This is a genomic window from Brevundimonas diminuta (assembly GCF_050310045.1).
Classification (GTDB): Bacteria; Pseudomonadota; Alphaproteobacteria; order Caulobacterales; family Caulobacteraceae; genus Brevundimonas; species Brevundimonas diminuta_F.
In genome coordinates, this window is record NZ_CP190005.1 from 2,724,615 (window position 1) to 2,750,067 (window position 25,453).

Below are 25,453 nucleotides of genomic sequence, written 5' to 3' on the forward strand. Positions count from 1 at the left end.
TTCGGCTCGCATAAAGCGCCATGAGGTTGCATCCTCGCCGTCTCAACACGCTGTTCAGGAGCCGCCATGCGCCTCGCCCTCTTCGCCGTTTCCGCCGCCGCCCTGACCCTCGCCGCATGCGGAGCGCAAGGTCAGGACGATGCGCAATCGGCCCCCGCCACGGGCGCGCCCGTCGAGACGCGCCCGCCCAACAACCCCGATCAGAAACCCGCGCATGAAGGCCAGACCCGCGCGCCGTCGGTCAGCACCACGGTCGCCATGCAGCATAGCGTCGTCGCCGAGGGGCTGGAGCATCCCTGGGGCCTCGCGCAACTGCCGGACGACCAGTGGCTGGTGACCGAACGTCCCGGCCGGATGCGCGTGGTAAGCGCTGATGGCAAGATCGGCGCGCCGATCAATGGTCTGCCCGCCGTGGCGGCGCGCGGTCAGGGCGGCCTGCTGGACGTGATCCTGAGCCCGACTTTTGCTCAGGACCGCATGATCTACTGGTCCTACGCCCAGCCGAGAACCGGCGGCAACGGCACGGCCGTGGCGCGCGGACGCCTGTCGGACGATCTGAGCCGCATCGAAAACGTGCAGGTCGTCTTCCAGGTCAAGGACACCTATGACGGAGACAAGCACTTCGGCTCTTCCCTGGTCTTTGGCTCGGACGGCAAGCTGTACATCACCATCGGCGAACGGTCGGACAAGCCGATGCGGCCGACGGCCCAGAGCCTGGCCTCGCACCACGGCAAAGTCATCCGCATCAACGCCGACGGCTCGGTTCCGTCCGACAACCCCTTCGTCGGCCGCGAGGGCGCCCTGCCCGAGATCTGGTCCTATGGCCACCGCAACCCGCAGGGCATCGCCGTCCAGCCGGGCACGGGCGCGGTCTGGAGCATCGAACACGGCGCGCGCGGCGGCGATGAACTGAACCTCGAGAAGGCGGGCGCCAACTACGGCTGGCCGGGCGCGGCCTATGGCATCGAATACAGCGGCGAGGCCATCGAGGGTGCCTCGACGACGAAGGAAGGCACTGTCCAGCCGGTCTATTACTGGGATCCGGTAATCGCGCCGGGCGGCATGGTCTTCTATGACGGCGCCATGTTCCCCGACTGGAAAGGCAACGCCCTGATCGGCGGACTGGGCAGCAAGCATCTGGTCCGTCTGGTGCTGCGCGACGGGCGCGTGGTCGGCGAAGAGCGGCTGCTGACCGGCCTGGGCGAGCGGATCCGCGACGTGGCCGTGGCGCCCGACGGCGCCGTCTGGGTCGTGACGGACGAGGAGAACGGCAAGCTGGTGCGACTGGCGCGCCGCTGAGACTGAACCTCGGGGGCGGGTCGCATGAAGCGGCCCGCCCTTTTCACATCAGGCGTCCTCACGCGCCTTGTTACTTGACGTTGACGTAAACGTCGGCTTTCTAACGACCTGAGTTTCAATTCCAGACGCGATGATCGGGCCCGCCCGTCCACCGCGCCCAAACCAAGACGCCCACCGCCCCTGCACACGCGCCGAGCGACAGGGACACTCAAACCCCGTCCCTCATGCAGTTCGCTGCCGCGCAGCGAACGATAGGGACACAACAAGAGAGAGACGCTCCATGGCCGACGCCTACATCTACGACGCCGTGCGCACCCCGCGCGGCAAGGGCAAGAAGGATGGCAGCCTGCACGAGATCACGGCCCTGAGCCTTGCGGCCCAGGTGCTTGAAGCGCTGCGCGACCGCAACGGCCTGGACACCTCCAAGGTGGACGACGTCATGCTGGGCGTGGTCTCCCCGGTCGGCGAACAGGGCGCGGACATCGCCCGCACCGCCGTCCTGACGGCAGGCTGGAGCCAGGAAACGGCGGGCTATCAGTTGAACCGCTTCTGCGCCTCGGGTCTGGAAGCCGTGAACGTGGCCGCCGCCAAGGTGAAGTCGGGCGAGGCGGGCATGGCCGTCGGCGGCGGCGTCGAGGCCATGAGCCGGGTGCCGATGGGGTCCGACGGCGGCGCCTGGCCGACCGACCCGTCCTCGGCCTTCCCGAGCTATTTCGTGCCGCAGGGCGTCTCCGCCGACATGATCGCCACCAAATACGGCTTCAGCCGCGATGACGTGGACGCCTATTCTGTCGAAAGCCACAAGCGCGCCGCCAAATCCTGGGCCGAGGGCCGCTTCGGCAAGTCGGTGATTGCGGTCAGGAACCAGCTCGGCCTCGTCCAGCTGGATCGTGACGAAACCGTTCGCCCGAACACGGACATGCAGACGCTGGCGGGCCTGAACCCCTCGTTCGCCATGATGGGCGGCATGGGCTTCGACGCCGTGATCGGCCAGCGTTATCCCGAGGTCGCCAGCGTCAACCACGTCCACACCCCCGGCAACTCGTCCGGCATCGTCGACGGCGCCGCGGGCGTGCTGATCGGCACCAAGGAAATGGGCGAAGCGCTGGGCCTGAAGCCGCGCGCCAAGATTCTGGGCGGCGCTTCGATCGGTTCGGAACCGTCGATCATGCTGACCGGCCCCGAGCCCGTCACCCGCAAGCTGCTGGGCAAGCTGGGCATGCAACCGGGCGACATCGACCTGTATGAACTGAACGAAGCCTTTGCGGCCGTGGTGCTGCGCTACATGCAGGCGCTCGACATCCCGCACGACAAGATCAACGTCTGCGGCGGCGCCATCGCCATGGGCCACCCGCTGGGCGCCACCGGCGCCATGATCCTGGGCACGGTGCTGGACGAGCTGGAACGCTCGAACAAGTCCACCGCACTGGCCACCCTCTGCATCGGCGCCGGCATGGGCACCGCCACCGTCATCGAACGCGTCTGATCCGGGAGCATATGACCATGGAAAACTTCAAGATCGATATCGACGCCGACGGCATCGCCACAGTCGCCTTCGACGTACCGGGCCGTTCGATGAACACCCTGACCAGCGCCGTCATCGCCGAGATTCCGGCTCTGGTGGAGAAGATCAAAACCGACGACGCCATCAAGGGCGTGGTCATCACCTCGGGCAAGCCGACCGGCTTCTGCGCCGGAGCTGATCTGGGCGACATGGCCTCGGGCATGCTGGCCGGCGGCGGCGACCTGCAGAAGGCGTTCGACACCGGCTGGGCGCTGAACGGCGCCTTCCGCGCGCTGGAAACTTCGGGCAAGCCGGTTGCGGCGGCCATCAACGGTCTGGCGCTGGGCGGCGGGCTGGAGTTCACCCTCGCCTGTCACTATCGCGTCGTCGAGAACGACCCGAAAATCCAGCTGGGCCTGCCCGAGATCAAGGTCGGCCTCTTCCCCGGCGGCGGCGGCACCCAGCGTCTGACGCGCCTGATCGGCGTCCAGACCGCCCTGATGCAGATGGCCGAGGGCAAGTCCTGGCGCCCGAACGACGCCAAGGGCGCGGGCGTCGTCCATGAGGTCGTCGAAAAGGGCCAGTCGGTCGAAGCGGCCAAGGCCTGGATCAAGAACGGCGGCAAGGCCGTCCAGCCGTGGGACGATCCCAAGTTCAAGATCCCCGGCGGCGGCCCCCACCATCCGGCGGGGATGCAGGTCTTCGTCATGGGCAACGCCATCCTGCGCAAGCAGTCCTACGGCAACTATCCTGCCGTTCTGAACATGATGAAGGCCGTCTATGAAGGCGTGCAGGTTCCCATCGAAGCAGGACTCCGCATCGAGACGCGCTACTTCATCAAGACCCTGATGACGCCGCAGGCCCAGGCCATGATCCGCAGCCTGTTCCTGTCCAAGCAGGAACTGGACAAGGGCGCCGTGCGTCCGGCGGGCGTGCCCAAGTCCGACCCGAAAAAGGTCAGCGTCCTCGGCGCCGGCATGATGGGCGCAGGGATAGCCTATGTTCAGGTCATGGCCGGCATCGAGACCGTGCTGATCGACCAGACGCAGGAAGCCGCCGACAAGGGCAAGGTCCACGTCGAGGAACTGCTGAAGAAGCGCCTGTCGCGCGGTCAGATGACCCAGGAGAAGTTCGACGCCACCCTAGCCCTGGTCACGGCGACGACGGACTATGACCTTATCAAGGGCTCGGATCTTGTCATCGAGGCTGTGTTCGAGAACCGTGAGATCAAGGCCGACGTCACCAAGCGCGCCGAGGCTCAGTTGGCTGAAGGCGCCGTGTTCGGCTCCAACACCTCGACCCTGCCGATCTCGGGTCTGGCCGAGGCCAGCGTGCGGCCGGAAGACTTCATCGGCATCCACTTCTTCTCGCCCGTCGACAAGATGATGCTGGTCGAGATCATCATGGGCGAAAAGACCGGCGACGCGGCCCTGGCCAAGGCGCTGGACTATGTCCTGAAGATCAAGAAGACGCCGATCGTCGTCAACGACAGCCGCGGCTTCTACACCTCGCGCTGCTTCTCCACCTTCCTGATGGAAGGCATGGCTATGCTGGAAGAGGGCTATTCGCCCGTGCTGATCGACAACATCGGCCGCATGACCGGCATGCCGCGCGGCCCGCTGGAGATGCACGACGACGTCGCCCTGGACCTGTCGTACAAGATCGCCAAACAGACCCGCGAGGATCTGGGCGACAAATACGTCCCGACCGAAGGCGAAAAGATCGTCGCCACCATGGTCGAACAGGGTCGCTATGGCCGCAAGAACGGCAAGGGCTTCTATGATTACGACCAGAAGCCCAAGGTCATCTGGCCGGGTCTGGCCGAGCTGGCTCCGACCACCAAGGGCGACGCCTTCGGCGAAAGCCCCGAGGCGCTGGCCGCCATCGACGAGCTGAAGACCCGCCTGCTGTATCGCCAGGCGGTGGAAGTGGCCCGTTGCTGGGAAGAGGGCGTCATCGACGACCCGCGCGAAGGCGATCTGGGCGCCATTCTGGGCTGGGGCTTCGCGCCCTGGACCGGCGGCCCCATCACCTTCATCGACCAGACGGGCCTGAAGGCCTTCGTGGCCAAGGCTGATGAACTGGCCGCCAAATACGGCGACCGCTTCAAGGTCCCGCAGCTTCTGCGCGACATGGCCGCCAAGAATGAAACCTTCTACGGCCGCTTCGCGCCGGAGAAGAAAGCGGCCTGAGGCTCGGCTTCAGACTGAAACGGAAAGGGCGGCCTTCGCGGGCCGCCCTTTTTGTTGGCGCTCTCCAAGCCCTCACCCTCGATGGGGGAAGGGAAATGCGTCGCTCAAGCAGCGAGCCGCCGCGCGGCGAGCGATAGCGACACTAACGATTCCTGAACACCCGCGACGCCGCATAGCCCGTCATCGCCGCCAACAGCACGCACAGCACGCCGTAGCTCCACGGGCGGTTGTGAGCGAACTCATAGATGTCGCGCTCCAGTCCCACCTTCTCGACGGTCAGGGTCAGATTGGACACCGAAACCGGCGCCCCCTCCTGAAACAGCCAAACCTCGGCGTAGTATTTGCCGGTCGGCGCCACCGCGGGCAGTTTGACCTCGGCGCGGAACAGGCCCCGGTCGACGAACTCCACCCCCTTGGGATCGGTGTCATAGAGGGCCGCCGCCTCCTTCAGCCGGATCACGGCGCGGCGCCAATCCAGATAGTCCTCGCCCAGACGGCTGATGACCACGTCGCGCACGCCGTAGCGGGTGACGGTGCGCGCCTCTTCGGGGGCGTCGATGCGCAGATGGTCGACCCCCACGCCCAGACGGCGCAGCTGGCCGAAGTCGGCGATGTCGCTCAGCGGCCGCGTCGAGGCGGTCATGTAGAAGCCGGGCGCGCCCTCGAACAGCACCGGGCGGCTGTTCAGCCAGACCCCCATGTTGCGCGTCTTCTTGACCAGACGGACCGGGGCGTCTGGACCGCGCACCACGACCACGACATCGGCGGGCGTATCGGTTGGATTGAACACTGCGCCATAAAGAACGATGGACGCGCCCTTGAACCCGGAGTCGACATCCACCCGCGCATCGGTCAGGGCGGCGGCGACCCGCACATCCTGCGTCGTTCCGGCCGAGCGTTCGATGATGATCTCGGGGGCGGCCGCAGGGGGCGGCTCGGGCGGCAGGACCTGGAACATCAGTCCGCTACCCCCGGCGCCAGCAGGAACAGATCACTGGGCCGCACGAAAAGCTCCAGCCCCATCTGGATGCCGACCAGCAGCACGATCAGACCCAGCGCCGCGCGCATCTCTTCCGCCCGGAACTTGCCCGACAGGCGCGCGCCGTACTGCGCGCCCACCACCCCGCCCAGCAGCAGGATGGTCGACAGGACGATGTCCACCGTCTGATTGCGCCCGGCCTGAAGCACAGTGGTGATGGCCGTGGTGATGATGATCTGGAACAGGCTCGTGCCGACCACCACGCTGGCCCTCATACGCAGGACATAGAGCATGGCCGGCACCAGGATGAAGCCCCCCCCTACCCCCATGATGGCCGACAGTATCCCGGCGAATACGCCCAGTCCGAACGGTGGAATAGCGCTGATATAGAGGCCCGAGCGCGGGAAGCGCATCCGGAACGGCAGGCCGTACAGCCACATGGGGCGGCGACGCTCCTTGCGCGGCGGCGTCTCGCCCCGGACCCGGTGCAGGATCTGCGTCAGGCTTTCGTACAGCATCATGCTGCCGATGGAGCCGAGGAACAGCAGATAGGACAGGGCCACCACCAGATCAGCCTGTCCCAGCAGCCGCAGGTAGCGGAACAGCTCGACCCCCAGCACGGCGCCCAGCGCCCCGCCCACAGCCATGATGCCGCCGATGCGGTAGTCGACCGCCTTCATGCCGGAATATCGTATCACGCCCGAAGTCGATGAGGCGACGACGTGGCTGGCCTGGCTGGCCACCGCCACGGTCGGCGGGATGCCCAGAAAAACCAGCACCGGCGCCATCAGGAAGCCGCCGCCGATACCGAAAAGACCGGACACGAATCCGACCAGCGCCCCCAGCATGACCAGGAGCGGCCAGTTCACCGAGACTTCGGCTATCGGCAGGTAAATATCCACGGCACGCGCCTTCGGCTGGAAGGACAGGCAATCAGCGCCGGAAAGGCGACTAGGCTTCCGGTCTTAGCGGCCCCTGCGTCGAACCGCCACCCCCGGGTGGGCGCACCAGGTGCGGATCAGCCGACCGGCGCGACCGTAAAGGCGTCAGCGGCTTCGCGCGCCTTGCGCCGATCCGCCGCCGACAGACCCGAAGTCAAGCGCTGGACCGAGGCCAAGGCCTGCTGATCCCCGCGCCGCGCCGCGATCATATACCACTTGAAGGCTTCGACCCGGTTCGGCGCCACGCCCTCGTCGCCCTTCTCCAGAAGCTGGGCGACATTGTACTGGCTGTCGACGCGACCGGCGCTGGCCGCCTTGGTCAGCCAGTTCAGGGCGTCGACGCGATTCCGCGCGCCGCCCACGCCGTCATACATCTGCATGGCGTAGAAATGCATGGCCTTGGCGTCGCCCGCCTCGGCCGCGCGACGCGCCCAGGCGCGAGCCTCGACCTCATCCACCGCCAGTCCAGCGGCGCCGTCCTGATACAGGCTGGCCAGACGCAGCTGCGCCGGGGCGTAGCCCAGGTTGGCGGCGCGGGTCAGAGGCTCCAGCCCGCTGTCGTCGCCATTGTCCAGCATCTGCACGGCGCGCGCGAACAGGCCTGCGCCCTCGGTCGCCGCCGCGTCAGGCGAAGGCACGGCGTCCGTGGGCGAGGCGTCCAGCGCCAGTGCGGCTATCGGCGCCGTGGTTGCTGCTGGCCCCGAGCCGCCGTCCACAGCGTCCGGCGCCAGGGTGAATCCGCCGGGCAGGGTCAGTCCCGAACCGCCCGCGACCTGCAGGGTCGCATAGCCCCCGGCCACGCCCAGCGCCGCCACGGCCATGGCGCTCAGGGCGGTGCGCATGGTCGAGTTCTGACGCCCGGCCTGTTTGTCCAGACGTTCCTGCAGCTTGGACTTGCCGCCCCGCCGCGACAGGCCAAAGCCCTGACGCGTCTCCGCCGCATCTTCCGGCGTCATGGAGGCGCGCGCCGCCTCCAGAACATCGCGCGTCGTGCTGGGGCGGGTCAATTCTTCTGACGGCGGCGTCGGAGAGACGAACTCCAGATCCGCCGAAAAGCCGTCATCATCCTGAGCAGGCGCAGACGCCGGTTCAGGCTCAAATCCGCCCGTCACCTTCAGGATGTCGTTGACGTCGGCGCCGCCGAACAGATCTTCGTCGGCCTGCGCCCACGGATCAGGCGCGACCTGTCCGAAGGACGGCGGCGCCCGGTCGGCGTCCGCCTGTGCAGACGTCGGCGCATCCTCAAAGACGCTGTCGGCGAAGACATCGCCGCGCACGGCCAGAGCGGCCCCGTCATGGAGGACGCCTGTCGCATCATCGACAGACCAGTCGTCCGCAGCATCGGCGAAGGCGGTCGCGCGCCAGTCACCGCTGGCGGTTTCCGCCGGGGTCCACGGCGTGGGATCAGGGCTTTCCAGCGGCGGCGCGCGACGGACATCGCGGTCAGAGCGCTGTTCAATGCTGCCGCGCGCCTCGGCCAGCAGGCGGGCGGTGCGCTCCTCGCTCTGACGCATCCGTTCGGCCAGTTCGCCCGAGGCGTGCTCGTGGCGCTGCTGTATCCGGTCGGTGCTTTCCGACAGGCGGCGGCCGATGTCGTCCAGCGCCTGAGCCGAGCGGCGCTCCGACTGGGCGATGCGCTCGCTGAGGCGATCAGAAATGCGGGAGATCTCGTCGCCCAACCGCTCCAGCGCCAGAGCGTGCTGGTCGTCAGCCTGGGTCAGGCGCCGGTCCACAGCCTCGGCGTGACGCGTCAGGTCGCGTTCGATCTTCTGTTCCAGCGCAGCCATACGGGCGCCGGATGAGGCTGCGCCCTCTTCCTCGACCTTCTGCACGCGGCCGTTCAGGTTGCGCGCGATCCGCATGATCTCGCGGCCCATGCCCTCGACAGCAGCGGCCGAGCGCTGCTCGGCGGCGCGGGCCTGTTCGCCGATGGCGGCCAGGGCGGTTTCCAGACGACTCGAGCGTTCAACGCTCTCCACCGCCTCAAGGCGACGGATCATTTCAGTGCGGCTGGTCTCGACCTGACGGGTCAGATCCTCGGCCAGCCGTTCAAGGCGTGACGCCTCGGCATCCGGGTCGGCCTCGCGTTCATGACGATGGGCCGGTTCGATACGGCGTTCGACGTCGTCCATGCGCCGGTCCAGCGCGGCGAACGACTGTTCCAGCGCCTTCAGGGCCTCAGATGTGCGCGCCTGCGCATCGTCAAGACGCGCGCCGACCTGAGTCAGCAGGGCGGTTCCCGCGCCCGGCCCGGCGGCCTTCTCGACCGCCTCGATGCGGTCGCGCAGTTCGCTGACGCCCGCGCGCTGGCGCTCGTCCATGTCGTAGAGGCGCGTGGAAACAGCAGTCAGGGCCGCATCCAGCTTGTCCAGCCCCTCGCGCGCCTCGGTCCCGGCGTCCTGTTCCAGACGGCGCAGGCGGCGGTGACCTTCGCGCAGTTCCTCGGCGATATCGTCGATGCGGCGCGCCTTGGCGACCTCGGCCTCATCCTGTTTCTCAAGACGGCGCACTAGACCGGCGACGGCCTGATCTATGCCCTGAATGGCCAGTGTCGAGCGGCGCTCGGCTGCTTCCAGACGCTCGGCGATCACCTCCAGAGAGGCGCCCATCCGGCCCATGCTTTCATGGCGGCTGTCATCGCCATAGACATCGTCCAGACGACGCGAGCGGCTGCGGCGATCATAGGGGTCGGGGATCGGCGTGCGGCGCGGCAGGGTGGCGACGCCGTCATCCTCGTCCGGGTCGTCCATGATCATGGAATTCAGCCACTCGCCCAGGGTCATGCCTGAGCGGCGCGCCAGATCCTTGGCGATTTCACGCGCCTTGGGATCGATGCCCTTCACGCTCCACGGCGCCGCTGCGGTCACTGATTCGCCTCCAGACCCATGATGCGAACGGTATCCTTCCAGATGAAGCGTGTAAACGCGACGTTAATCGCTAGATGTAGCGCCTCACGCCGTTACAGCGACGCCTGCCGTCAAGCTGCTGATGCGCCTGACATGGTTAATGCCGCGTTTAGATTAACCGTGCAGCAAGAATTGCGGCGGCGCCGTCGAATGAGACACGCAGGAGCGCTTGCAACCGGCCCGGCGATGTCCCAACTGGCGCCCTCATGGACGCCACGCTCACCCTGATCCTGCTGATCGCCTCTGTGGCGGTCGTCGTCTTCGCCGGATGGCGCGGGTCACGGCCGACCGACATCATGCGCGGGCCGCGCATGATGCCGTGGCGTTTCATCATGCTGCTGGCGGCCGCGCTGGTCTTCTTTCTGCTGATCCACCTGCTGGCGGAAGTCAGCGGACGACCGCTGCCGTCCGCCAGGCAGTTCTAGACGGCGAGGCCTGCGCCTCGCTCGCCCTCAAGCAGCGCGAAGCGCGTTAGGGCGACTTAAAAAGCCCCGAAGCACCAGGCCAGAACCGCCTTCTGGGCGTGCAGGCGGTTCTCGGCCTCGTCCCAGATCAGCGACTGCGGGCCGTCAATGACGGCGTCGGTCACCTCTTCGCCGCGGTGAGCGGGCAGGCAGTGGAGGAAGACGGCGTCGTCGGCCGCCTCGGCCATCAGGGCCTCGTCGACGCTGTAGGGTTCGAAGGCCGCGAGGCGGGCCTCATAGTCCTGATCGCCCATAGAGACCCAGGTGTCGGTGACGACGACGTCGGCGCCCTTGACCGCTTCGCGCGGATCGCTGGTCAGGTGAACGTTAGAGCCGCCCTTTTCCAGATCACGCAGGTCGGGATGGTATTCCGCCGGACAGGCGACATGCAGGTGGAAACCCAGCTTGGGGGCGGCGTGCATGAAGCTGTGGCAGACGTTGTTGCCGTCGCCGATCCAGGCGATCGTCTTGCCCTCGATCGGGCCGCGATGCTCCTCGATCGTCATCAGATCGGCCAGGATCTGGCACGGGTGGCTGCGGTCGGTCAGGCCATTGACGACCGGCACGGTCGAGACACGAGCGAAACGCTCGACGTCTTCGTGGTCGTTGGCGCGGATCATCACGGCGTCGACCATGCGCGACAGGACCCGGGCGGTATCCTCGACCGGCTCGCCCCGGCCCAGTTGCATGTCCGAGGCGGTGGCGATGATGGAGTCCCCGCCCAGTTGGCGGATGGCCGCGTCAAAGCTGAAGCGGGTGCGGGTCGAGTTCTTCTCGAAGATCATGGCCAGGACGCGGTCCTTACCCGGCGCATCGGCGTCGGCGCGGCCCTGGGGCCAGCCTTTTCGGGCGCGTTTTCGGGCGTGGGCGTCGTCCAGAATGGCACGCAGATCAGCCGCGTCCAGGCGGTGGATGTCGAGGAAGTGACGAACCATGACCAAGCCTTCTCCCTCCCCTTCATGGAGAGGGTGGTCCCGCAGGGACCGGGTGGGGCGGCCCTGCGGAAATCTGGAAGTAGAAGAAAGCGCCCCCACCCCGCCTCCCCATGAAGGAGAGGAAGAAAGCGTCTAGCTCGCGACCTTGGTGCGGGCGAACTCGCAGGCCTTCTCGAACTTCTCGACGGCCTCGCGGGCTTCTTCGAGGGTGATGTTCAGCGGCGGCAGGACGCGGACCAGATTGTCGCCGCCGCCCGCGACCAGCAGCCTGGCCTCGTCGCGCGCCCACCCCATGAACTCGCGGTTGTTCGGAACCAGTTTGACGCCCAGCAGCAGACCCTTGCCGCGCACCTCGACGATCACGTCGGGGAAGCGTTCCTGCAGGCCGTGAAGCTGCTGCTTCAGATAGCCTGCGACTTCGTTGACGTTGTTCAGGATGGCGTCCGAGGACACTTCGTCAAAGGCGGCCTGACCGACCGCCATCGCCAGCGGATTGCCACCGAAGGTCGAGCCGTGGACGCCGACCGTCATGCCCTTGGCCGCCTCGGCCGTGGCCAGGCAGGCGCCGATGGGGAAGCCGCCGCCCAAAGCCTTGGCGATGGCCATGATGTCCGGCGTCATGCCGGCCCATTCGTGCGCCCACAGCTTGCCGGTCCGGCCCATGCCGCACTGGACTTCGTCAAAGATGATCAGGACGCCGTGCTTGTCAGCCGTCTCGCGCATCCAGCGCAGGTCTTCCTCGGGCGTGGCGCGGCAGCCGCCCTCGCCCTGAACCGGCTCAAGGATGATGGCGGCGGTGTTCGGGTTCTCGAAGGCGGCGGTCAGGGCGGCCTTGTCGCCCCACTTCAGCTGATGGAAGCCTTCCATCTTCGGCCCGAAGCCTTCGGTGTAGCTGGGGTTGGCTGCGGCGTTGATCGCGCCATAGGTGCGGCCGTGGAACGAGCCGTCGAAGCCGTAGATGTCGATACGCTCAGGCTGGCCGTTGGCGACGTGGAATTTACGCGCCGTCTTAAGGGCGCACTCGATCGCCTCGGTGCCCGAGTTGGTGAAGAAGACGACGTCTGCGAACGACTTCTCGCACAGGGAGTCAGCCAGGGCGTCCTGCCCCGGAATCTTGAAGATGTTGGAGACGTGCCACAGCTTTTCGGCCTGATCCTTGACCGCCTGCACCAGCTTGGGGTGGGCGTGGCCCAGGGCGTTGGTCGAGATGCCCGAAACGCAGTCCAGATACTCCGTCCCGTCGACCGACCACAGTCGGACGCCCTGGCCGCGCTCCACTTCCAACGGCGCGCGATTGTAGACACCCATCAGATGACCGGACACTTGGCAGACTCCATAAAGTGAGACGGTCCCGACGCGTCTGCGACGGGACCGCTTTTGGAAAAGGGCGACGAACTTGTCGGGCGCTATTTCCCTATAGTCAACACCGCGTGGGGCGCGAATTCAGCGCAGTTGCGCGTCCAGCTTCTGGATCAGCGCCGCATAGGTCCGCCCCGCCAGGTCGATGGTGTGGCCCTCGACCGCCTCGATGGCGTCGTCCTTGGAGTGGATCACGCGGAAAACCTGCGGCACGAAGCCCTCGGCCAGACCGTTCGTCTCGCCGCCGTTGAAGGCCAGCCACATCTGGTGGGCGCCGATCTCGTCCTGAAAACCCAGCGAGACGACCGGCGCGCCCGCCGCCGAGAATGCCCGATCGTCCGATGGCGGATATTGGGGGAAGCCGACGCACTGCATGGCGTGCTCGGCGCACAGTTCCTGCACAGCGCGGGTGACGAAGGCGGACTGCGCCCCGTTGTTCTGGCCGTACATCAGGGTGTCGCCATAGGCGGCGATGTCGGAGTTCACCACGGCGGCGACATTGGCGATGCCGTGCGCCTCGATCCACTTCCTGGCGCCGATCAGGCCCAGCTCTTCCTGATCGAAGAAGATGATGCGGATGCGGTGCGACAGCGGCGCCTCACGCAGCACCTTGGCCGCCTCGATCAGGGCGACCACCGAGCCCGCATTGTCGATCACCCCCTGCGACAGGGTGCCGTCGTGCAGCTTCACCGCGTCATAGTGGGCGGTCAGCAGGATCTCCTTCTGCCCCTCGCCGAGGGTGACGATGACGTTTGAGCCCTGCATCGGCCCGCCCCGGCCGCCGCCCTCGAATGTCTCGACGGTCGGCGCGAAACCTTCGTCGCGCAGCTGGCGCAACAGCACGTCCAGTCGCGCGGCGTTGGACGGCTGCACAAAGGCGCCGACCTGTTCGCGCAGATCGGCGGCGCGGTTCTGGGCCAGCGACGGCGCCGCCGTCATGCAGACAGCCGCCAGGCAGACGGCGGCGACAGCGGCTTTCAGGCGGAGATGAAACAACATGGCGAGGCCCCTTTTACGGGGCCCCACGCCCCGCGCTCAATGATCCGATTAAAGTGAAACCGGTCCAGATGCGACCGCATCCGAACTCAGCTCTTCAGCCGCCAGCCCGAACGGAACACCAGCCAGCAGGTCGCGCCCATCACCACAGTCAACACGGCGCTCATGACCACGCCGACAATCAGACTGCCCTCGGCATGACCGATGAACCCCGCCCGGAACCCGTCGATCAGGTAGAAGAAGGGGTTGAACCTGCTGATGCTGGCGAAGGGCTCAGGCAGGCTGTCGATCAGGTAGAAGGTGCCCGACAGAAAGGTCATCGGCATGACCACGAAATTCTGCACCGCCGACAGATGGTCGAACTTCTCGGACCACAGACCCGCCAGCACCCCGACCATGCCCATCAGCAGGGAGGCGATCAGGCCGAACCAGACGATCAGGGCGATGTTGGCCAGCCCCAGCTTCGCAAACGGCATGACGCACAGCGCCGTCACCAGCCCCACCGCCACGCCGCGCGTCGCGGCGCCCAGGGTGAAGCCGACCATCAGCTCCAGCGGGCTGAGCGGCGGCGTCAGGAAATCGGTCGCCGTGCCCATGATCTTGGCCTGGATCAGGCTGGACGAGGCGTTAGCGAAGGCGTTCTGAAGGATGGCCATCATGATCAGACCCGGCGCCACGAACTCGGCGAAGGGCGTGCCGTGCAGAGGCGGCCGCGCGCCCTTCAGCGCCACTACGAAGACCATCATGTAGAGCAGGGTCGTCACCACCGGCGCCGCCACCGTCTGGGCGCCCACCTTCCAGAAGCGGCGGACCTCCTTCAGGTAGAGGGTGCGCAGCCCCACCCAGTTGATCCCGTCATAACGGCGGGGCTGAGGAAGGCCGCGAGGAGTGGCGGAAGAGGCGTCGGAACCGGCGGTCAGGAGCGTCATGCGGTCTCAGATGCGACAGCCAAGCCGGTTTCGCAAGGCGTGGGGCCTGTGGATGACGGCCAAGAAATTGAGTCAAATCGGGACATTAACCATACTAGATGTAGTTTCTGTGGACAGGTGAATTCCCACATATTGCGTGTTTTAAGGGGTGATTTACGATTAGAGGCGTGATGAGGAGCCGAAATTCGGACTCCGGCACAAGATATTGAATCCGACTTCTCCCGGGAGGGCGACATGAACCCAGGCTGGACCGAAGACCGCGTCGGCGCGCTCAAGAAGCTGTGGCTGGAAGGTCAGTCAGCGAGCCAGATCGCCAAGGCCCTTGGCGGCGGCGTGACCCGCAACGCCGTGATCGGCAAGGTGCACCGCCTTGGCCTGTCGGGCCGAGCGGCGCCGTCGCAACCCGCGCGCACCACCTTCCGCCCGGCTCGACCGCGCGCCGCCGCACCGGCCGCGCCGGTGCAGGCGCCGTCGGCGCCGCGCCGCATCGAGGCCGTGGCCCCGCGCCCTGTGGTCGCCGCCCCCGTGTCCCAGACCCCGGTCGTCGCGCCGGACCTGCCCGGCACCGCAACCGTGCTGACGCTGGGCGCCCACATGTGCAAATGGCCGATCGGCGACCCCTCGACCAGCGACTTCAGCTTCTGCGGCCGTCGCGCCTCGGAAGGCGTCTACTGCGTCGAACACGCCCGCGTCGCCTACCAGCCTCAGGTCCGCAAGAGCCCCAACAAGGACGCCTCGTCCGACCTGGCCCGCAGCCTGCGCCGGTACATTTAAGCCTGCTATCGCTCGCGACGCGGTCGCTTGCTGCTTGAGCAGACGTGATCGCTATCGCTTGCAGCGCGGCGGCTCGCTGCTTGATCAGGGTGGCCGCCGCGTCGTCGGCTTTCGGCCCAACGGCCGACATGAACGCCTCTTACAGGGGCCGCCGTCCGCCCCGCCGTTTGCCGGCGGGCTACGGGGCGGGGCTGCGGTTCATCCGGGTTGACGCAGCCCCATCCCCTCGCCTCTGGCGAGGGGTTTTTTATTTGGCCCTGCCGCTCTTTGCGCTGCTTGAGGACGAGGCTGGCCGCCCAGCCGACAGCTTGCGTCGCGCCGCCGCCCTCGACATACCTCAGCCATGCTCGAGGTTTGTTCATGTCTGCGCTGAAGTCCGCACTATCAGTCGGCGAGGTGGCGCGGCGCAGCGGCGTGGCCGTCTCCACCATACACTTCTATGACGCCGAGGGTCTGATCGAAGGCTGGCGCACCGAAGGCAACCAGCGCCGCTATCCGCGCGCCGTCCTGCGCCGCATCGCCATCATCCGCATCGCCCAGCGCGCCGGCATCCCCTTGGCGACGGTGCGCGAGGCGCTGGCCGACCTGCCGCACGACCACACGCCCAACGCCGCCGACTGGCGTCGTTTCTCCGAAGCCTGGCGCGCCATGTTGCATGAACGGATCGCCGCCCTGACCCAACTACGGGACCAGATCACCAGTTGCATCGGCTGCGGCTGCCTGTCGCTGGACGAATGCCCGCTGCGCAACCCCGACGACGTGCTGAGCCTGGAGGGTCCGGGGCCGCGACATCTGATCCCGCCGGTCTGACGCCCGCGCACTTGACCTCAAGTGCGCTTGAGGTTCTAGAGGCTCATCGGCTTGCGGCAGCCCCGCCGCCCTCCCTGAGAGCCGACATGACCGACATATCCCACGACGCCCCGCCGGGGTGGAGCGCCCTGCTGACCGGCCGCAACGGCGTCTACGCCCTGGCCCTGGCGGGCGGCGTCGTCCTGCATTCCGTCAACATCTACATCGCCACCACCGTCATGCCCTCGGCTGTGCAGGACATCGGCGGGCTGGATTTCTACGCCTGGACCACGACCCTGTTCGTCCTGGCCTCCATCTTGGCGGCGGCCCTGACCGCCCCTTTTCTGCGCGCGACGGGTCCGCGTACGGCCTACGCGGCGGCGGCCCTGGTCTTTGCAGGCGGCTCGCTGATCTGCGCGCTGGCGCCCTCCATGCCGGTGATGCTGGGCGGTCGCTTCATCCAGGGGTTCGGCGGCGGTCTGCTCTACGCCCTGGCCTACGCCGTGACCCGCATCGTCTTCCCTGAGGCCCTGTGGGGCCGGGTCATCGGCGTCATCTCGGCCATGTTCGGGGTCGCCACCCTGATCGGCCCGGCCGTCGGCGGCCTGTTCGCCGAGATAGGCGCCTGGCGTCTGGCCTTCGGCTCCCTGGTCCCTGTGGCTGCGCTTTTCATCCTGCTGGCCCTCACCGTTCTTCCGGGTCGTGACCGCGCGCGTGAAGACGACGGCCGCCTGCCCCTGCCTCAACTGGCCCTGCTGTCCGGCGCCGTGCTCAGTGTCTCGGCCGGAAGTCTGTCGCCGGTGCTGACGTGGAATCTGGCAGGTCTAAGCGCTGCTGTCGTCCTGGTCGCCTTGATCGCTGTGATCGACGGACGCTCAGAGGCGCGCCTGCTGCCGCGCAGGTCGTTCAGCCTGAGGATGCCGCTGGGCGCGCTCTATCTGACGATCGCCTTGCTGATGGCAGGAATGCAGGCCGAGATCTTCGTGCCCTATCTGCTGCAGACCCTGCACGCCCAGTCGCCGCTGTGGGCGGGGTATCTGGCCGCCCTTATGGCTTTCGGCTGGACCTTCGCCACCCTGGTCAGCAGCCGCTGGCAGGGAGGATCGGGCAAGCGCCTGCTGCTTGCCGGCCCCTTGCTGATGCTGGTCGGGCTGATCCTGATGTCGGTTTTCCTGCCGATCAGGACTGCCGGCGGCGCGGGCGTGCTGGTCGGCGTGTGCCTAGGCCTGTTCCTGGTCGGTTTCGGCATCGGCCTGGTCTGGCCCGCCCTGGTGACGCGGGTGTTCCAGAACGCCCCCGACGACGAGCGCGACCTGACAAGCGGCGCCATGACCACGGTCCAGCTGTTCGCCATCGCCATGGGCGCCGCGGGCGCAGGCATGATCGCCAACGTCGCCGGGATCGCGACGCCCGGCGGGGTAGAGGGCGCAGTCTCGGCCGCCTTCTGGCTGTCCACTCTCTTCGCCGCGGCGCCCATCCTGGTGCTGTTGCTGACGCCGCAGCTGTTGCGGTTGACGGCGGCGCGGCGCGGCTAGTTCAGGACGCGCCGGGAATCCGGCACGTCCAGGCTGAAGGCCGGGATGGCGGCTTCGAACATCCGGCCTTCGGCGTCCTGCATGAAATAGGCGCCGACCATCGAGCCGGAGGGCGTCGTCAGCGGGCAGCCCGAGGCATAGGCGTAGCTGTCGCCCGGCTCGATCACCGGCTGTTCGCCGACCACGCCGGGGCCGCGTACCTCTTCGACCCGCCCCATGGCGTCAGTGATGGTCCAGCGTCGGGCCACCAGCTGCACCGGGCCGCCGCTCAGATTGACGATCTCGATCTGATAGGCCCAGACCCAGCGCCCCTCGGCGGGGTCGGACTGCCCCGCCAGATAGGAGGGGCGGACGCGAACGACGACGCCTTCGGTCTCGGCGGAGTAGGCAGGAGCGGAGTGCATGCGCTATATGCCGCCCGCCGTGCTCGGGGTTCAAGCGTCTGTCTTCGTGTCGCGCTACACAGACGACGAAATCCGTGTGAGAACAGGACGGCATGACCAGCTTTCAGTTTCCCGACCAGCCCGGCATCCTTCCCTTCCAGGGTATTGAGACCCTGATCGCGATCGGCGCCATCGCTTCCGACACCCCGTTCGACGCCGATCAGGTCCAGCCTGCCAGCATCGACCTGCGCCTGTCCGATCAGGCCTGGCGCGTGCGCGCCTCCTTCCTGCCCGGCCAGCGCAAGGTCGAGGAACGCATCGCCGACGTCGCCATGCACGTCATCGACCTGTTCGGCGGCTATGTGATGGAAAAGGGCTGCGTCTACATCGCCCGCCTGCAGGAGCGCCTCAACCTGCCCAAGGGGCTGAACGCCCGCGCCAACCCGAAAAGCTCGACCGGCCGCGTTGATGTCTTCGTGCGCCTGCTGACCGATCAGGGCGGCAGCTTCGACGACGTGGACGAAGGCTATGACGGCCCGCTATATCTCGAGATCGCACCCCAGACCTTCTCCATCCTGGTCAAGCCGGGCACGCGCCTGAACCAGTTGCGTCTCAAGGCGGGCGAGCCGCCCAAGCTGGAGACCCGCAGCGTCGGCGTCGACCTGCGCGCAGGCGACAACGGCGTCGTCGGCTATCGCGGCCGACGCCACGCGGGCGTCGTCAACATGGACCACATCGACGGCCACGACCCGCGCGACTTCTGGGAGCCGCTGACGCTTCGTCGCGGCGAGCTGCTGCTGGATCCGGGCGAGTTCTACATTCTGGCCTCATCGGACGATGTGGAGATCCCGGTCGATCAGGCCGCCGAGATGACCCCGATCGACCCCTCGGTCGGCGAGTTCCGCGTCCACTACGCCGGCTTCTTCGACCCCGGCTTCGGTACGGACGAGGCCCACGGCGCCGGGTCAAAAGGCGTGCTGGAGGTCCGTACCCACGACACCCCCTTCCTGCTGGAACACGGCCAGATCGTCGCCCGACTGGTCTATGAGCCGCTGACGGAACGGCCCTCGCGCCTCTACGGCGAAGGCGGCAGCCACTACCAGAGCCAGGGGCTCAAGCTGTCGAAACACTTCCGCCCCTGGGGCTAGGCTTCTTTCCTCCCTGTCGCATAGCGATGGGGAAGCGGCGCGGTCGCGATAGCGGCCGTGACGGAGGGCGACTCCACGGCAACTGTCTGCGCCGCCCCCTCCACCGCTTCGCGGTCCCCCTCCCCATGGAATGGGGAGGAAAGCGTGGGCGTCAGGTCAGCCTGTTCGCCTTCCTCAAGTCGGGGAAGACCTTGGCCCAGACGCCCGTAGCGGCCAGAGCGCCGAAGCCGCCGAACACCGCCGCCCCGATCGGACCCAGGAAGCGCACCATCACGCCGGAATAGGCCTCGCCCAGTTCATTGGATGCGCCGATGAACAACATCGACACGGATGACACCCGGCCGCGCATATGATCGGGCGTGGCCAGCTGGATCAGGGTCTGGCGGATGTTGACGCTGATCATATCCGAGGCGCCGCCGAGAAACAGCACAAGGCCTGACAGCCAGACGCTTTTCGACAGGCCGAAAATCAGGGTGCAGACGCCGAACATGGCCACCGCCCCGAACATCCAGCGCCCGCCGTGGCGCACGATGGGAAAGCGGCTCAGATAGACGGCCATGACCAGGGCGCCGACGCCGAAGGACGCCCGCAACAGACCGAATCCGACGGCCCCGACGTGCAGGATGTCGCGCGCGAAGATCGGCGTCAGCAGGGCCACCCCCGCCAGCAGGACGACGACCAGATCCAGCGAGATGGCGCCCAGCACGATCTTGGTCTTCCACACATAGGCCAGTCCTTCGCGGACCTGCTGCACCGGCCCCAGTTTGGACGGGTCGACCTGCGGCTTGCCGCGCGTGCGGATCATTACGAAGCAGATGATCGCGATCAGGAAAAGACCGACCGAAAAGGCGTAGGCCATAGGCACGGACACGGCCACAATCACTCCGCCCAGCGCCGGCCCGGCGATGGCGCCGGTCTGGAAGGCGATGGACTGGGCGGCGATGGCGGGCGGCAACGCCTTGCGCCCCACCACCATCGGCAGGAAAGCCTGACTGGCCGGGGCCAGGAAGGCCCGTGCCGCGCCGAAGACGGCGGCCACCGCCAGCAGTCCCCACAAAGGCGGCGAACCGTGCAGGGCCATCATCAGGAAAGCGACGGCGCACAGCCCCTCGACCCCGTTCGACAGGGTGACGGTGTGCTTGCGGTCACGCCGGTCGGCCATCGCGCCCGCCGGCAGGGTGAAGGCCAACAGCGGCAGGAACTGACACAGCCCCACCAGCCCCAGATAAAGACTGGCTTCCTCGATCGGATGATCGCGCCGGGCGATCTCATAGACCTGCCACAACAGGGCCGAGGACTGGATCTGGATGCCCAGCACCGCCGCCAGCCGTCCCAGCCACAACAGGCGGAAATCAGCGATGGCCCACGGACTGGAGGGTTCTTCGTCGCGCGGCGAACCGGCGGGCGAGGCGGAAACAGGACTTTCAGTCGTCACGGTCGTGGTGCGTCTTCAAGCTAAGCCGCCGTTGCGGCGATCAGGTCTTCTCGCAGGTGCGTGATTATGCCTAAAGCATTTGCCCATGAGCGCCGCATCACAATCCGTCATCGATCCTGTCGAACTGACTCGCGACCTGATCCGCATTCCCTCCGTCACCCCCGCCGACGAGGGGGCGATGGACGTGCTGGAGCGCGCCCTGACGGGCCTGGGCTTCACCTGCCGCCGCATGGTGTTCGAGGGGCCGAGCGGCGTCGGTCATGACGCCCGGATCGAGAACCTCTACGCCCGGCGCGGGACGGCCTCGCCCAACCTCTGTTTCGCGGGTCACACCGACGTGGTGCCGATCGGCGACCTGAAGGCCTGGAGCGCCGGTCCGTTCGAGGGCGAGACCCGCGACGGCGTCCTCTATGGCCGCGGCGCCGTGGACATGAAGGGCGGCATCGCCGCCTGGGTCGCCGCCGTCTCGCGCGTGCTGGCGGCAGGAGAAATCGAGGGATCGCTGTCCTTCCTGATCACCGGCGACGAGGAAGGCCCCGCCCTGCACGGCACCAAGCGGGTGGTCCAGACCCTGGCCGCCGAGGGCGAGGTCATCGACGCCTGCGTGGTCGGAGAGCCGTCTTCCGCCCAACATCTGGGCGACATGATCAAGGTCGGGCGGCGCGGCTCGCTGAACACCTGGATCACCGTGCACGGCAAACAGGGCCACGTCGCCTATCCCGACCGCGCCGCCAATCCGGCCCCGGTCGTAGCCCGCCTGCTGGCGCGTCTCAACGCCCACGTCCTCGACGAAGGCTATCCATCTTTGGACGCTAACGCCCCGCTCGCGGAGCAGGGCTGCATGAGCGTGGGATTCCCGCCCTCGAACCTTGAGATCACCACCATCGACGTGGGCAACCCGGCGACCAACATCATCCCGGCGGAAGCCAAGGCGCGCCTCAACATCCGCTTCAACCCGACCCACACCGGCGACGGCCTGATCGACTGGCTGAACCGCGAGGCCGGGGCGCTTCAGGCCGAGACGGGTCTGCAGATCGAGCTGGAGCATATGTGCTCAGGCGAGGCCTTCCTGACCGAACCCGGCGTCTTCGTCAGCGCTGTTCAGGACGCGGTCGAGGCCGTGCTGGGCCGCCGCCCTGAAGCCTCGACCACCGGCGGCACCTCCGACGCCCGCTTCATCCGCGCCCTGTGCCCGGTGCTGGAGCTGGGCTTGGTCGGCCAGACCATGCATCAGGTCGACGAGCGCGTGCCCGAGGCCGAACTGCGCGCCCTGACCGACGCCTATGAGCGCGTCATCACGACAGTGCTGCAACGGTTGGCGGCCTGACGGCTCAACGGCAGGCGTCGACCCATTCAGCGTCGGCAAGGTCGGCCATCCGCTCAGGGCCGATGCGGACGGCCGAGTGGATGGCGCCGGCCGCCGGGATCACCACGTCCCACGCCTTCAGCGACACGTCGCAATAGACCGGCAGGGGCGTCGCCAGGCCGAAGGGGCAGACGCCGCCGACCGGATGGCCGGTCACAGCCTCGACCTCAGCCAAATCCAGCATTTTCACCTTGCCGCCGAAGGCCGCCTTGGCCTTGGCGTTGTCCAGCCGCGCGTCGCCCGCCGTGACCAGCAGGACGACGCGGTCGCCTGCGCGCAGGGACAGGGTCTTGGCGATCTGGCCCGGCTCGACGCCGTGGGCGGCGGCCGCCTCGGCCACCGTGGCGGTGCTGACGTCCAGTTCGATGACGGCGACGTCAGGCGCCTTTTGCGCGAAGAAGGCGCGGACGCTGTCCAGGCTCACGGCTTTTGCGCCGCTTCCAGCCGGGCGATGCGGCGGTCCATGTCGGCGACCTGATCCTTCAGGCGCTGCGCCTCGGACGCCATGTCGACCGGGGTGCCGTCGTCATAGGTCAGCTGCGCCCCCTTCTCGATCAGATCGAGGCGATAGAGGGCGGTGACGCGGGTCGCTTTGAACCGCTCCAGTTCGCCTTCATTGGTGATGACGCGGGCCATGTCAGCGCGCCGCCACAACGATGACCTCGACCAGATAGTCCGGCGTAGCCAGCTTCGCTTCGCAGGTGGCGCGGGCGGGCGGATTGGCCGGATCGACCCAGGCGTCCCAGACGCCGTTCATCGCCTCGAAATCGGCGATGTCGGCCAGCCACACCTGAGCCGACAATATCTTCGACTTGTCGCTGCCGCATTCGGCCAGAAGCGCCTCCACCTCGGCCAGGGCGGTGCGCGTCTGGGCGGCGACATCCTGTCCCGGCTCTCCAACCTGTCCGGCCAGATAGATGGTCTGGCCGTGGATCACGGCCTGGCTCATGCGCCGTTCGGGCTGGATGCGGGTGATCATGGCGTCTCCTTTGCGCTTGAAGCCGGACTTAACGCGGCGCGGCAGGCGCTCCAAGGGCAAAGGCCGACGGCGCCGTCTTCCTAAACGCGAAAAGCCGTGCCACAGGAAGCGCCATGGAAACGATCCGTATCGAAAACCGCATCGGCGTGCGCGCCACCGCCGAACGCATCTGGGACGTGCTGACGGACTTCAACGGCTGGCGTCGCTGGAACCCGCATGAGGTCGAGATTCAGGGCTCGCTGAGCTTCGGCGCGCCCATCAGCCTGACCGAACGGCTGCCTGATCTCGGCGAGCGTCAGGTACAGGCCCAGTTGGGCGAGTGGGAGCCCAACGCCCAGTTGGTCTGGATCGAGCGGCGCGGCTTCCTGTTCCGCACCCTGCGCTACTATGAAATCGAAGAGTTGGAACGCGGCGCCTGCATCGTCTCGCACGGCACGGTCTTCACCGGCCTGCGGGCCGAGCTGTTCCACGACAAGCACCGCGCCCGCATCCGCCCGGCCTATCAAGCCATCAGCGAAGCCCTGAAGCGCGTCGCCGAAGAAGACTGACCGCCTAGCCGCCCTTCATCATGTCCTGAATATTGATGATGGCCGGGCCCAGGATGACGACAAACAGCACCGGCAGGAAGAACAGGATCATCGGCACGGTCAGCTTGGCCGGCAGGGCCGCAGCCTTCTTTTCTGCGGCCGCCAGACGAAGATCGCGGTTCTCCTTGGCCATGACGCGCAGCGCCGCACCCAGCGGCGTGCCATAGGTCTCGGCCTGGGTCATGGCGGTCGCCACGGCCTTGATGCCGGGGTGCTGAGTTCGTTTGGCCATGCCCTCATAGGCCATGCGGCGATCCGGCAGATAGCTGAGCTCAGCCGACAACAGGGACAGTTCCTCGGCCAACTCGATGGACTGGCCGCCCACCTCCTGGCTGACCTTCTGGATGGCGGCCTCGATCGACATGCCGGATTCCACGCAGATCAGCAGAAGATCCAGCGAGTCCGGAAAGGCCGCCATGATCGAGGCGCGTCGCTTGTCGATCATGTTCTTGAGATAGATGTTCGGCGCATAGAAGCCGACGCCCGCCGCCCCCACGACGATGGCCAGATAGGTGGTCACAGGCAGGTCCGGCTTGACCACGCCGAACAGATAGAAGGCCGTCAGTCCCATCAGGATGAACGGCGTGGCGAAGCGGAAGAAATAAAAGGTGTTCAGCGGCCCAGGCCCGCGAAACCCGGCCTGAGCCATGTTCTCGGCCACCTTGGGATCTTCCAGCAACTTGATCAGGTTCAGGCGCTTGACCACCCGACTGCGGAAACTGTTGTCGGTCTGGCGCAGGCCGGATCCTTCGCCGCCGCGAATGGCCTGACGCGACCGGCGACGCAGTTCCTCGCGTCGTTCGCCCACGGCCTTCATCCGGCGATCCAGCCGGGCGCCGCCCCCGACAAAGGATGACAGCAGGGTCAGGACGCTGGCGAAGACGGCCACGCCGACGCCGATGCTCAACAGGTTCTGCGGGTCGGTGATGAAACGCATGAAGCCGCTCATGATCGCCGTCTCTGTCTCAGAACTTGAAGGAAATCATGCGCTTCATCACGAAGACGCCGATCGCCATCCACAGGCCTGCGCCCAGCAGCATCAGCTGGCCCCGGATGTCGGTGAACATCAGCATCATATAGCCCGGGCTGGACAACAGAACGAGGATCATGACCGCCGGCGGAAGGGAAGCGATGATGCCTGCCGAGGCGATGGCCTCGGACGACAGGGCCTTGATCTTCTCGACCATCATCCGCCGGGCGCGCAGCACCGCCGTCAGATTGCCCAGCGCCTCGGCCAGGTTGCCGCCGGACTTCTGCTGGATGGCGATGACGATGGCGAAGAACTTCAGCTCGGGTGTGGGTATGCGTTCGTACATCTTGTCCAGCGCCTCTGCGAGCGTCAGGCCGACGCCCAGCCCTTCGACCAGGGTGCGGAACTCTCCGGCCAGCGGCTCGGGGCTTTCACGGGCGATGATCTTGAAACACTCATGCACCGGCAGGCCGGTCTTGATGCCTCGCACCAGAATGTCGACCGCATCGGCGAAAGCCATGGAGAATTTCTTCATCCGCGCCTTGGCCTTCATCCCCACCAGCCAACGCGGCAGGCCCAGCCCCATGGCGATGCCCACGCCCAGCGCCAGGATGATGTTTGCGCCCAGACCCAGGGTGATCAGCCCGCCGACCAGCCCTGACGCCACGCTGATGATGACGAACACGCGCAGCGACATCTTCAGCCCCGCCTGCTTCAGCTTGGCGCTCATGGTCATGCGCGCCTTGCGTTCGCGCCGGTCGACCTCCTTCAGCTGAAGCATGATCTGCTTGCGGCGGGCCTCGGGCGTATTGGCCACAGCCGTGCGTTTGGCGTTGGCGACGGCCTCGGCGCGAACGCCGCCGATGGTCCTGGCGCGCTTGACCGCCTGATCCGCAGCGTCATCGCCGCTGACCAGAACCCAGCCCACGCCGCCGATGGTGATGAAGGCCAGAACCGCCGCGAGGATCGGAAGCAGCATAAGC

24 protein-coding genes are annotated in these 25,453 nt (G+C 67.0%); 10 read left to right on the plus strand and 14 right to left on the minus strand.

Features of this window, described 5'->3' with window-relative positions; translation table 11 throughout:
* Positions 1 to 66: 66 nt before the first annotated feature.
* From ACORJG_RS13130 to ACORJG_RS13140, 3 genes are all read left to right on the plus strand, one after another.
* Positions 67 to 1,299 carry a PQQ-dependent sugar dehydrogenase gene (locus tag ACORJG_RS13130; protein ID WP_427789631.1) on the plus strand — a complete coding sequence of 411 codons (1,233 nt, stop codon included), beginning with the start codon at positions 67 to 69 and terminating at the stop codon, positions 1,297 to 1,299.
* Between the two features lie 280 nt (positions 1,300 to 1,579).
* Positions 1,580 to 2,785: an acetyl-CoA C-acetyltransferase gene (locus ACORJG_RS13135; protein WP_427789632.1), complete on the plus strand. Its 1,206-nt coding sequence runs from the start codon at positions 1,580 to 1,582 to the stop codon at positions 2,783 to 2,785.
* Between the two features lie 17 nt (positions 2,786 to 2,802).
* On the plus strand, positions 2,803 to 4,995 hold the full coding sequence (locus ACORJG_RS13140; RefSeq protein WP_427789634.1) for a 3-hydroxyacyl-CoA dehydrogenase NAD-binding domain-containing protein: 2,193 nt from the start codon (positions 2,803 to 2,805) through the stop codon (positions 4,993 to 4,995).
* A 142-nt stretch (positions 4,996 to 5,137) separates the two neighbouring features.
* Here the strand turns inward: ACORJG_RS13140 and ACORJG_RS13145 are convergent, their stop codons facing one another.
* The 3 genes from ACORJG_RS13145 to ACORJG_RS13155 all read right to left on the minus strand — a co-directional run bounded on the left by ACORJG_RS13145 (position 5,138) and on the right by ACORJG_RS13155 (position 9,782).
* Positions 5,138 to 5,953 carry a TIGR02186 family protein gene (locus tag ACORJG_RS13145; RefSeq protein WP_427789636.1) on the minus strand — a complete coding sequence of 272 codons (816 nt, stop codon included), beginning with the start codon at positions 5,951 to 5,953 and terminating at the stop codon, positions 5,138 to 5,140.
* Entirely contained in the window at positions 5,953 to 6,876 is a 924-nt protein-coding gene (locus tag ACORJG_RS13150; protein WP_427789638.1) for a sulfite exporter TauE/SafE family protein, read from the minus strand. The genes ACORJG_RS13145 and ACORJG_RS13150 overlap by 1 nt, the downstream gene beginning before the upstream one ends.
* Positions 6,877 to 6,992: 116 nt before the next feature.
* Positions 6,993 to 9,782: an SEL1-like repeat protein gene (locus ACORJG_RS13155; protein ID WP_427789640.1), complete on the minus strand. Its 2,790-nt coding sequence runs from the start codon at positions 9,780 to 9,782 to the stop codon at positions 6,993 to 6,995.
* Between the two features lie 245 nt (positions 9,783 to 10,027).
* On the opposite strand from ACORJG_RS13155, the gene ACORJG_RS13160 reads away from it, so the two are divergent.
* Positions 10,028 to 10,246, plus strand: a complete 219-nt coding sequence (locus ACORJG_RS13160) for a hypothetical protein (protein ID WP_427789642.1) — start codon at positions 10,028 to 10,030, stop codon at positions 10,244 to 10,246.
* A gap of 56 nt (positions 10,247 to 10,302) precedes the next feature.
* Here ACORJG_RS13160 and argF read toward each other — a convergent pair whose 3' ends face one another.
* The 4 genes from argF to ACORJG_RS13180 form a co-directional block, all read right to left on the minus strand.
* On the minus strand, positions 10,303 to 11,220 hold the full coding sequence (argF, locus tag ACORJG_RS13165; RefSeq protein WP_427789644.1) for an ornithine carbamoyltransferase: 918 nt from the start codon (positions 11,218 to 11,220) through the stop codon (positions 10,303 to 10,305).
* 132 nt (positions 11,221 to 11,352) lie between these two features.
* Positions 11,353 to 12,528, minus strand: coding sequence for an aspartate aminotransferase family protein (locus ACORJG_RS13170; RefSeq protein WP_427793054.1), 1,176 nt, complete (start codon positions 12,526 to 12,528; stop codon positions 11,353 to 11,355).
* 135 nt (positions 12,529 to 12,663) lie between these two features.
* Positions 12,664 to 13,578 carry a M20/M25/M40 family metallo-hydrolase gene (locus tag ACORJG_RS13175; RefSeq protein WP_427789646.1) on the minus strand — a complete coding sequence of 305 codons (915 nt, stop codon included), beginning with the start codon at positions 13,576 to 13,578 and terminating at the stop codon, positions 12,664 to 12,666.
* Between the two features lie 86 nt (positions 13,579 to 13,664).
* Entirely contained in the window at positions 13,665 to 14,504 is an 840-nt protein-coding gene (locus ACORJG_RS13180) for an ABC transporter permease (RefSeq protein ID WP_427789648.1), read from the minus strand.
* Between the two features lie 234 nt (positions 14,505 to 14,738).
* Between ACORJG_RS13180 and ACORJG_RS13185 the strand changes: the two genes are divergently transcribed.
* The 3 genes from ACORJG_RS13185 to ACORJG_RS13195 all read left to right on the plus strand — a co-directional run bounded on the left by ACORJG_RS13185 (position 14,739) and on the right by ACORJG_RS13195 (position 17,602).
* Complete coding sequence (locus tag ACORJG_RS13185; protein WP_427789650.1) at positions 14,739 to 15,278, plus strand: GcrA family cell cycle regulator; 540 nt, start codon at positions 14,739 to 14,741, stop codon at positions 15,276 to 15,278.
* A gap of 360 nt (positions 15,279 to 15,638) precedes the next feature.
* Entirely contained in the window at positions 15,639 to 16,088 is a 450-nt protein-coding gene (gene soxR, locus ACORJG_RS13190) for a redox-sensitive transcriptional activator SoxR (RefSeq protein WP_427789652.1), read from the plus strand.
* 86 nt (positions 16,089 to 16,174) lie between these two features.
* Positions 16,175 to 17,602: an MFS transporter gene (locus ACORJG_RS13195; RefSeq protein ID WP_427789654.1), complete on the plus strand. Its 1,428-nt coding sequence runs from the start codon at positions 16,175 to 16,177 to the stop codon at positions 17,600 to 17,602.
* On the opposite strand, the gene apaG is transcribed toward ACORJG_RS13195, so the two are convergent.
* On the minus strand, positions 17,599 to 18,006 hold the full coding sequence (gene apaG, locus ACORJG_RS13200; protein ID WP_427789656.1) for a Co2+/Mg2+ efflux protein ApaG: 408 nt from the start codon (positions 18,004 to 18,006) through the stop codon (positions 17,599 to 17,601). The two genes, ACORJG_RS13195 and apaG, sit on opposite strands and share 4 nt — an antisense overlap.
* A gap of 92 nt (positions 18,007 to 18,098) precedes the next feature.
* On the opposite strand from apaG, the gene ACORJG_RS13205 reads away from it, so the two are divergent.
* Positions 18,099 to 19,133 carry a 2'-deoxycytidine 5'-triphosphate deaminase gene (locus ACORJG_RS13205; RefSeq protein ID WP_427789658.1) on the plus strand — a complete coding sequence of 345 codons (1,035 nt, stop codon included), beginning with the start codon at positions 18,099 to 18,101 and terminating at the stop codon, positions 19,131 to 19,133.
* Positions 19,134 to 19,284: 151 nt separating this feature from the next.
* Here ACORJG_RS13205 and ACORJG_RS13210 read toward each other — a convergent pair whose 3' ends face one another.
* Positions 19,285 to 20,568: an MFS transporter gene (locus tag ACORJG_RS13210; protein ID WP_427789660.1), complete on the minus strand. Its 1,284-nt coding sequence runs from the start codon at positions 20,566 to 20,568 to the stop codon at positions 19,285 to 19,287.
* An 85-nt stretch (positions 20,569 to 20,653) separates the two neighbouring features.
* Between ACORJG_RS13210 and dapE the strand changes: the two genes are divergently transcribed.
* The gene (dapE, locus tag ACORJG_RS13215; RefSeq protein WP_427789662.1) at positions 20,654 to 21,895 is read left to right on the plus strand and encodes a succinyl-diaminopimelate desuccinylase; all 1,242 of its coding nucleotides are present in this window, start codon (positions 20,654 to 20,656) and stop codon (positions 21,893 to 21,895) included.
* 4 nt (positions 21,896 to 21,899) lie between these two features.
* Here the strand turns inward: dapE and ACORJG_RS13220 are convergent, their stop codons facing one another.
* From ACORJG_RS13220 to ACORJG_RS13230, 3 genes are read right to left on the minus strand one after another with little or no spacing between them, the layout of a single operon-like run.
* A complete protein-coding gene (locus tag ACORJG_RS13220; RefSeq protein ID WP_427789664.1) occupies positions 21,900 to 22,358 on the minus strand; it encodes a YbaK/EbsC family protein in 459 nt (152 codons plus the stop codon).
* Positions 22,355 to 22,570 (minus strand): hypothetical protein, encoded by a 216-nt coding sequence (locus ACORJG_RS13225; RefSeq protein ID WP_427789666.1) that lies wholly within the window; start codon positions 22,568 to 22,570, stop codon positions 22,355 to 22,357. Before ACORJG_RS13225 ends, ACORJG_RS13220 begins: the two co-directional genes overlap by 4 nt.
* Before the next feature lies 1 nt (position 22,571).
* Complete coding sequence (locus ACORJG_RS13230) at positions 22,572 to 22,913, minus strand: RidA family protein (protein ID WP_427789668.1); 342 nt, start codon at positions 22,911 to 22,913, stop codon at positions 22,572 to 22,574.
* Positions 22,914 to 23,026: 113 nt separating this feature from the next.
* Here ACORJG_RS13230 and ACORJG_RS13235 point away from each other — a divergent pair, with 113 nt between their 5' ends.
* Positions 23,027 to 23,461: an SRPBCC family protein gene (locus ACORJG_RS13235; RefSeq protein WP_427789670.1), complete on the plus strand. Its 435-nt coding sequence runs from the start codon at positions 23,027 to 23,029 to the stop codon at positions 23,459 to 23,461.
* A 4-nt stretch (positions 23,462 to 23,465) separates the two neighbouring features.
* Here ACORJG_RS13235 and ACORJG_RS13240 read toward each other — a convergent pair whose 3' ends face one another.
* Positions 23,466 to 24,449: a type II secretion system F family protein gene (locus ACORJG_RS13240; protein WP_427789672.1), complete on the minus strand. Its 984-nt coding sequence runs from the start codon at positions 24,447 to 24,449 to the stop codon at positions 23,466 to 23,468.
* A gap of 16 nt (positions 24,450 to 24,465) precedes the next feature.
* Complete coding sequence (locus ACORJG_RS13245) at positions 24,466 to 25,449, minus strand: type II secretion system F family protein (protein ID WP_427789674.1); 984 nt, start codon at positions 25,447 to 25,449, stop codon at positions 24,466 to 24,468.
* Between the last annotated feature and the right edge of the window lie 4 nt (positions 25,450 to 25,453).